A 7,755-nucleotide genomic window follows, 5' to 3' on the forward strand; every position below is an offset into this window, starting at 1 on the left:
ATAGCAGCAAAAGAAAAAATGAGTAAGAATTAGTGTCAAAGGTTATCAGAATTCATTCTGAGGCGGACTTGGACGCAAGGAAACCCAACATTTATACATTTTGCGTTGGGTTTAGTTCCTCAATCAAAAATTAAAAAGGTGGTAATTCCTTCAAAATTGTGAAGCGAATATGGTTAATAGCTAAGTCACCCAGTGAAACATCTTTTTTTGTTAAGCGGATGCTATTTCTGCTTAAGGTTTCAAAGGTGATGCCTTTACCAATTTCGATGTGATACCAGCATAAGCCCATAAAGAACCGTGTAGGGTATGGTCCACCTTCTTCGAGATCATCAGGATTAGATTCCATTGGCAACCAACCAATTCCAGGAATATAAAACTCTAACCAAACATGATTAAAATCGGGTTGGAGAGGAACGCCCTGGTGTTCAGCATAGACTGGACATTTATATCTGCCAACTGTACGACAAGGAATACCATTAAGGCGACAAAGTGCTAGTAATACACCTACATATTCTCCACAAGAACCAGTACCTCGTTCTAAGGCAATATCGGGTGAGTCAATATGGGGTTTAATGGCATAGGACAATTGATCATAGACATAGTTACGGATACTGTACATTTTCCGTAATATGTTAGTTTCCGAACCAACGGCTGTGCGGGCTGCACGGATAACAATATCGGTATCCATTGCTAAATCCTCATCATCTACTAGATAGCGGGTTTTTAATTCTGGTGACAGTTCTGGAATATCTTCCACGTCTCTAGGAGTGATGCGATGTTTAATGCCACGTACTTCTACTAATGCCTTCCAGCCAAATATGTGACGTTCACCGGGGGCTAGGCTATCAAATTTAAATACGGCTACTCTTTGTCCGTCAATGATTTCTTCAGTGAAAGGTAAACCAATCGCTTCAACTTGTTGGACTTTTTGCCGTTGGGTTTCTGAGGGGAGGGCTATACGCCATTCTATATCGGCTAAGTAAACTTCATCCAGGGGGGAAATTTCTTCAACATAGGACATTTCTATGAGATAGCCATTGGAGAGGGCGTAGCGTTTATCTTCCTGGTAATGATATTGTAGGGAATGAATGAATGTGCGATCGCGGTAGGTTAATTCAAAACAGGGGTCAGCGTTGGGATTATCCCGAATATAAGGTTCTTCGGTGGAGTAGGCCACATAAATACGATCTTTGCCTGTTTCATCCTGTCCCTGAACTGCAATACCTGTAGGAGAATCAAAAGGGGTGAGAACACTGAAACGGATTTCTCCAGTTGCCCTATCCATAGAGTAAACTGTTTGTTCAGTGCGATCGCATACCCACAAAGTTTCTTTACTAACTGCTAAATTTTGGATACCGACACCAGGGGCATAGAATCTAGTGATTTCCTTGCGGGTATCACGGTCAAAAATCAAAATATAGCCAAGTCTTTGGCAACTAACATAAACGGTAGATTCCCAAACGGCAACACCATCAGCAGGATAGGGTAAAGTCACAAAATGCTCTAACCCTAAAGATGCCAATTTACATAAATAGACACTGTTCCCACGAGTCACCCACAGATCATCCTCCCACACAGCTAAACCAGTAACTTCTTGAAATTCACGGACTTGGTGGGGATTGATAATTTTGCTGTTATCGGTAAGGGGGTCAATTTCTAATAAATGACCTTTAACCGTATCAATAGCAATAAGTCTATCTTTAATGGAAGCAATACCGTAGAGAGCAGCAGCAGTAACTGGTCTGATTATTTTTTGCCCAAACATCTGGTTCACCGTCAAACTGGGTAGTGGAAAACTTATATCATTGAGCATATTAATCATGAATTATTATTTATTAGGGAAGAAGCAAGAGGCAAGAGGGAAAAGGCAAGAGGGAGCAGGGGAGAGAAATATTCTTTTGCAACTGACAACTGACAACTGACAACTGACAATTAACCAATTCCACATTTTCGGACATCACTAAATTATGATCGAGTTTTGTAACCATTTCCTGTAACCTACACGATGTCTGCTCATTCTTTACCTGAATCTACCCACCTCTGGCATGGTTTGGAAGTTGAAAAAGCTTTAGAAATGCTTGATAGTGACGCAAACAGCGGCTTAACCTCCCAAGAAGTTGAACAGCGTCGTCAGAAGTATGGACTCAATGAACTCGAAGAAAATGGAGGTCGTAGTCCTTGGCAAATTCTGCTAGATCAGTTTACCAATATCATGTTATTGATGCTGATTGCCGTTGCCCTTATTTCTGGCTTTTTGGATTTAGTGGCTTTGACTGGGGGGACATTAAAACCCGGTGAAGTCCCATTTAAAGACACAATTGCCATTATGGCTATAGTTATCCTCAATGGTATTTTGGGCTATGTGCAAGAAAGCCGGGCCGAAAAAGCTCTAGCAGCCTTGAAAAAACTGTCTTCTCCCTCAGTGCGAGTCCTGCGTGACGGTAAACTGGGGGATGTGGCGGCTAAGGAGCTAGTACCGGGGGATGTGATGCTGCTGGAAGCGGGTGTACAAATAGCTGCGGATGGTCGCTTAATAGAACAGTCTAATTTGCAAGTGCGAGAATCGGCTCTTACAGGTGAAGCCGAAGCTGTCAATAAGCAAGCCATACTTACACTACCAGAAGATGCACCATTAGGCGATCGCCTCAATTCAGTTTTTCAAGGTACGGAAGTCCTCCAAGGTCGGGCGAAGGTACTGGTAACTCACACCGGAATGGGAACAGAACTAGGCAAAATTGCCGCCATGTTGCAATCTGTGGACGGTGAACCTACGCCTTTACAGCAACGCATGACCCAATTGGGTAATGTTCTCGTCAGTGGTTCTTTAATTCTTGTAGCCATAGTAGTTGGTGGTGGACTTATTCATGATCTAACTAAAGGAATAGGTTGGAAGAATTTACAAGAATTAGTGGAAGTTTCTTTAAGTATGGCGGTGGCGGTAGTTCCTGAAGGTTTACCTGCGGTAATCACTGTGACTCTGGCTTTGGGAACTCAGCGCATGGTCAAGCATCACGCTTTAATTCGCAAACTCCCAGCCGTAGAGACTCTTGGTTCTGTAACTACTATTTGTTCTGATAAAACCGGAACTCTAACTCAAAATAAAATGGTGGTACAGTCGGTGTACACCAATAATTCTACCTTTCGCGTCACTGGAGAAGGTTATACTCCCATTGGCGATTTTCAGTTAAATGGTGAAAAAGCCAATTTAGATGAATGTCCAGAAATTTCTGCTTTGCTTGTTTCCTGTGCTGTTTGTAATGATGCTGTTCTGCAACAACAACAAGGGGAATGGGCAATTTTAGGCGACCCCACCGAAGGGGCTTTAGTGACTTTGGCAGGAAAAGCCGGAATTGAACAAGACCAATGGAGTAGTAAATTACCTCGTGTTTCTGAATTTCCCTTTTCCTCAGAACGGAAGCGCATGAGTGTGATTTGTCAATTAGAAGCTGTAGCTACTGGTGATACTTCTTTAACCGCCATTGACCCAGCTATTGCTGGTTTTGTGGAATCTGAACAATACCTGATGTTCACCAAGGGTTCACCAGAATTAACTTTGGAAAGGTGTACAAAAATCCATTTAGGTAATCACTCGATTCCTATCAGTGACGAACACCGCAGCCAAATTTTGGTAGCTAATGACCAACTTGCGGGTAAGGGCTTGCGGGTGTTAGGTTTTGCTTATAAACCCCTCACGGAAGTTCCCCCAGATGGTTCTCATGATACATCTGAGGTAGATTTGGTCTGGTTGGGGTTGGTGGGAATGCTAGACGCGCCTCGTCCAGAAGTAAGGGCGGCTGTGCAAGAATGTCGCCACGCGGGAATCCGTCCGATTATGATTACTGGCGACCATCAATTAACTGCTCAAGCGATCGCTATTGATTTGGGAATTGCCCAAGAGGGTGATAGAGTCCTCACTGGTAAGGAATTACAACTTCTCAGTGACCAAGAATTAGAAACACAGGTTGACTTAGTGAGTATTTACGCTAGAGTCTCCCCTGAACACAAATTAAGAATTGTCCAAGCCTTGCAACGTCGCGGGCGATTTGTAGCTATGACAGGCGATGGGGTAAATGACGCTCCCGCCCTCAAACAGGCTGATATAGGCATTGCCATGGGCATCACAGGTACAGATGTGAGCAAAGAAGCCAGCGACATGATCCTCCTAGATGACAACTTCGCCACCATAGTTGCTGCCACGAAGGAAGGTAGAGTTGTTTATACCAATATTCGCCGCTTTATTAAATACATCTTGGGTAGTAATATTGGGGAAGTTCTCACCATTGCGGCTGCGCCATTGTTGGGATTAGGAGGCGTTCCCTTGAGTCCTTTGCAAATTCTCTGGATGAATTTGGTAACAGACGGTTTACCAGCTTTAGCATTAGCTGTAGAACCCCCTGAACCTGATGTTATGGAACGTCCCCCCTTTAGCCCCCGTGAAAGCATTTTTGCTAGGGGTTTAGGTTCTTACATGATTCGCATTGGGATTGTTTTCGCTGTGATTACCATTATCCTCATGGAATGGGCTTACCATCATTCTCATGCAGCCGGGTATCAAGGACATGAAGATACTTGGAAGACAATGGTATTTACTTCATTATGTCTAGCGCAAATGGGTCATGCGATCGCCATTCGCTCTAATAATAGACTTACCATCGAAATGAATCCTTTTTCTAATCCCTTTGTATTGGGGTCAGTCATTGTCACCACGATTTTGCAATTGATGTTAATTTATGTTCCACCCCTGCAAAGTTTCTTTGGTACTCATCCACTCAGTTTACAAGAACTAGGAATTTGTATCGGTTTCAGTGCTTTAATGTTTGTCTGGATTGAAGGTGAGAAGATATTCTTTCGCTTGATGGGCAAAAAAACTGTTTAATTAGTAAATTGTCAGAATCAGGATTTGAAGATTAACAGGATGTAATTTCATTATCTTTGTATTTTTTATCCTGATTCTGATATTTATTACCAATTATTCATCAATATGTATCTAAAAATCAACTTCGACGAGATAAGAAAACCCTTTGGGTGCGGGTAAAATTATAGGATTAATTAGGAGATAGCTATCATGGGTGAATCCAAACGGAGAAAACAGCAAGATCCCAATTACGGGAAAGTTAAAAATCCTGTCAAAAATCTCATGAAAGTTTTTTGCCCATTCTTTGAAGATTACGATAATTTATCTCATCTCGATGGTGATAGTATATCGTTGATGATCGCTAAGGAAGGGTACAAAGAAACGGGTTTGAAAGGCATAATTGTCACAGGATATCTCGCTGAACATTTATTAAAAGACTATCCTCCCGAATCTGAATTAGTCCAAGCTTTCAAACAACATGGAAATATTTACGTTACTTCAACATTAGCCTTAGCATATTTGGAGAATGATATAAACAAAGAGGAAAATCTCAGGAATTTTGATACATACGACCCATTAAATGACTTTATATGTATGAAAAGCGATTCCAAAAAGTACCAAGTAAGTTTGGTAACAGGATCTTAAAAAAAATTTTCTCATCTCCCGAAAAATCCCCAAAAGATCCCCGACTTCTGAAAACAATTTTCTCATCTCAAAGATAACTTATTATAGAAGTCGGGGATCTTGACTCTTCAGCTATTATGTACTTAAAAACTTTACACCTCAAACAATTTCGGAATTACCAAAACCAAAAAGTTGAATTTACCGCTGCTAAAACAATTTTGGTAGGTAATAATGCTCAAGGAAAATCGAACTTGTTAGAGGCTGTGGAGTTATTGGCAACATTGCGATCGCACCGGATGGCACGCGATCGTGATTTAATCAAGGAAGGTGAATCTAGCGCCCAAATTCATGCCACCCTAGACCGGATTCATAGTCATAGCGATTTAACTCTCACCTTCCGTCGTCAAGCGCGTCGCACCGTCGCCATAAATGGGCAAATAGTCCCCAGACAAATGGACTTTCTCGGTGTTCTCAATGCAGTAGAGTTTTCTAGTTTGGATTTAGAATTGGTGCGTGGTAGTCCAGAAGGTCGTCGTAACTGGCTAGATACGCTCTTAATTCAATTAGAACCAGTTTATGCTCACATTTTGCACCAATATCACCAAGTTTTACGCCAACGCAATGCTTTTTTAAAACTTTATCTAAATACACCAGAAAAATCTCTGCAATCAGAACTAGCTATCTGGGATGCACAATTAGTAACTGCTGGTACAAAGGTGATTATGAGAAGAAATAGAGCTATTCAACGATTAGCTCCTATAGCTTCTGCATGGCACGCTAGTATTAGTGGAGCATCTGAAATTCTGCAAATCAATTATGCTGCTAATATTCCCCTGGAAAAAACCTCTCCTCAAGAATTACAAGCAGCCTTTTTTGCTAAACTTCAACAAAGAGCAGTTGCAGAATCACATCGAGGGATAACTTTAGTCGGACCCCACCGCGATGAAATAGAATTAATTATTAATCAAACTCCCGCTCGTCAATATGGTTCTCAAGGTCAACAAAGAACATTAGTTTTAGCTTTAAAGTTAGCAGAATTACAATTAATTGAAGAAGTGATTAATGAACCGCCATTACTATTATTAGATGATGTTTTAGCCGAATTAGATCCATCTCGCCAAAATCAATTACTTGATGCTATTCAAGACCGCTTTCAAACCTTGATTACTACCACTCATTTGAGCGCTTTTGACTCTCAATGGTTGAAATCTTCCCAGGTTTTATATGTCAATGCCGGGAAAATATCAGAAAATGGTAATTGGTAATTGGTAATTGGTAATTGGTAATTTTTATTCTTCCTTCTTCCTTCCTTCTTCATTCTTTCTTATTTATCCTGAACTCTTGAAATCCTGAATGGGCGCAGGCCCTGCGCCCCTACCTCCTGATAGCGCAGCGTGGCGTTAGCCATACTCCTGATTCCTAAATCCTCAACTATGAATTATATTCTCACCTTAATTTACTGACACTCCCTCGGTCTAAAGACCTACGGTGTACACAGAAGGGGGAAATGGGGGGTAACAATGTGACAAAAATTATGGAATATCACTTTTCAAACATCCTCTTAATTTTGTCTTTTTTATGTCTACCAAAAGTGAAATTAATTGTATGAATAAATCTCTCTTTTGATACACGAAACTCTCTTCTATTATCCCCAATAATGAGGTCAGAAAAAGATTTAGTAATCCTATCTTCTCAAAAGGGGGAATTATCATGGATAACATCATTAATTATAACAATGATAAAGGACTCTTAGCATACATTCAATTTCTCGCCTCAAGATCATTAAGAACCCAAGACGCTGGAACTGATCCAATCTTTGATTTTGAAGATGCACTTGACCAAACAGAAATAGCACATTTAACTGTAGACGAACTGAAAAAAGATCCTGAAATCAACTCTTTATTTACAGAAAGATGGCTACCTAAACCCATAAATTTAGATGAATTAAGCAAACTTCCCGAAGGAACTTTAGGTCATATTTATGCTAAAGAAATGAAAGCTAGAGGCTTCGATCCTCATTTCTATAAAAAAGTGCCTGTTGTTGATGATATTTCTTATATGAAAATGCTGTGGAGAACTACCCATGATATTTATCATGTAGTCACTGGATTTGAAACTAATGTGGTGGGTGAATTGGGTTTACAAGCTTTTGTTTTAGCACAGACTCCCACACCTATTAGCATCATGTTAGTAAGTTTTGGCATGGTTTCTATTAGTCTTTATCAACCTAGTAAATTCAAACCTTTAATGACGGAAATATCTCGTGGCTATTATCT

The 7,755-nt window shown here is 40.7% G+C and carries 5 protein-coding genes; 4 read left to right on the forward strand and 1 reads right to left on the reverse strand.

The window, feature by feature from the left end:
- Positions 1-130 precede the first annotated feature (130 nt).
- Positions 131-1,813, reverse strand: a complete 1,683-nt coding sequence (locus FJR37_RS12295) for a transglutaminase domain-containing protein (protein WP_217355257.1) — start codon at positions 1,811-1,813, stop codon at positions 131-133.
- Between the two features lie 192 nt (positions 1,814-2,005).
- Here FJR37_RS12295 and FJR37_RS12300 point away from each other — a divergent pair, with 192 nt between their 5' ends.
- The 4 genes from FJR37_RS12300 to FJR37_RS12315 form a co-directional block, all read left to right on the forward strand.
- Positions 2,006-4,876: a cation-transporting P-type ATPase gene (locus FJR37_RS12300; protein ID WP_039202593.1), complete on the forward strand. Its 2,871-nt coding sequence runs from the start codon at positions 2,006-2,008 to the stop codon at positions 4,874-4,876.
- A 189-nt stretch (positions 4,877-5,065) separates the two neighbouring features.
- On the forward strand, positions 5,066-5,500 hold the full coding sequence (locus FJR37_RS12305; protein WP_039202592.1) for a hypothetical protein: 435 nt from the start codon (positions 5,066-5,068) through the stop codon (positions 5,498-5,500).
- Positions 5,501-5,616: 116 nt separating this feature from the next.
- Complete coding sequence (gene recF / locus FJR37_RS12310; protein ID WP_039202591.1) at positions 5,617-6,744, forward strand: DNA replication/repair protein RecF; 1,128 nt, start codon at positions 5,617-5,619, stop codon at positions 6,742-6,744.
- Positions 6,745-7,189: 445 nt separating this feature from the next.
- Positions 7,190-7,755 (forward strand): Coq4 family protein (locus FJR37_RS12315; protein WP_168466143.1); only part of this gene is annotated, 566 nt, incomplete at its 3' end.

Source organism: Aphanizomenon sp. UHCC 0183 (assembly GCF_009712065.1).
Lineage (GTDB): Bacteria > Cyanobacteriota > Cyanobacteriia > Cyanobacteriales > Nostocaceae > Dolichospermum > Dolichospermum heterosporum.

Bases quoted from the DNA above. Each gene is read 5' to 3' on its own strand.
- recF (WP_039202591.1), top strand. From the start codon at position 5,617: ATGTACTTAAAAACTTTACACCTCAAACAATTTCGGAATTACCAAAAC.
- FJR37_RS12300 (WP_039202593.1), top strand. From the start codon at position 2,006: ATGTCTGCTCATTCTTTACCTGAATCTACCCACCTCTGGCATGGTTTG.
- FJR37_RS12295 (WP_217355257.1), bottom strand. From the start codon at position 1,813: ATGCTCAATGATATAAGTTTTCCACTACCCAGTTTGACGGTGAACCAG.
- FJR37_RS12305 (WP_039202592.1), top strand. From the start codon at position 5,066: ATGGGTGAATCCAAACGGAGAAAACAGCAAGATCCCAATTACGGGAAA.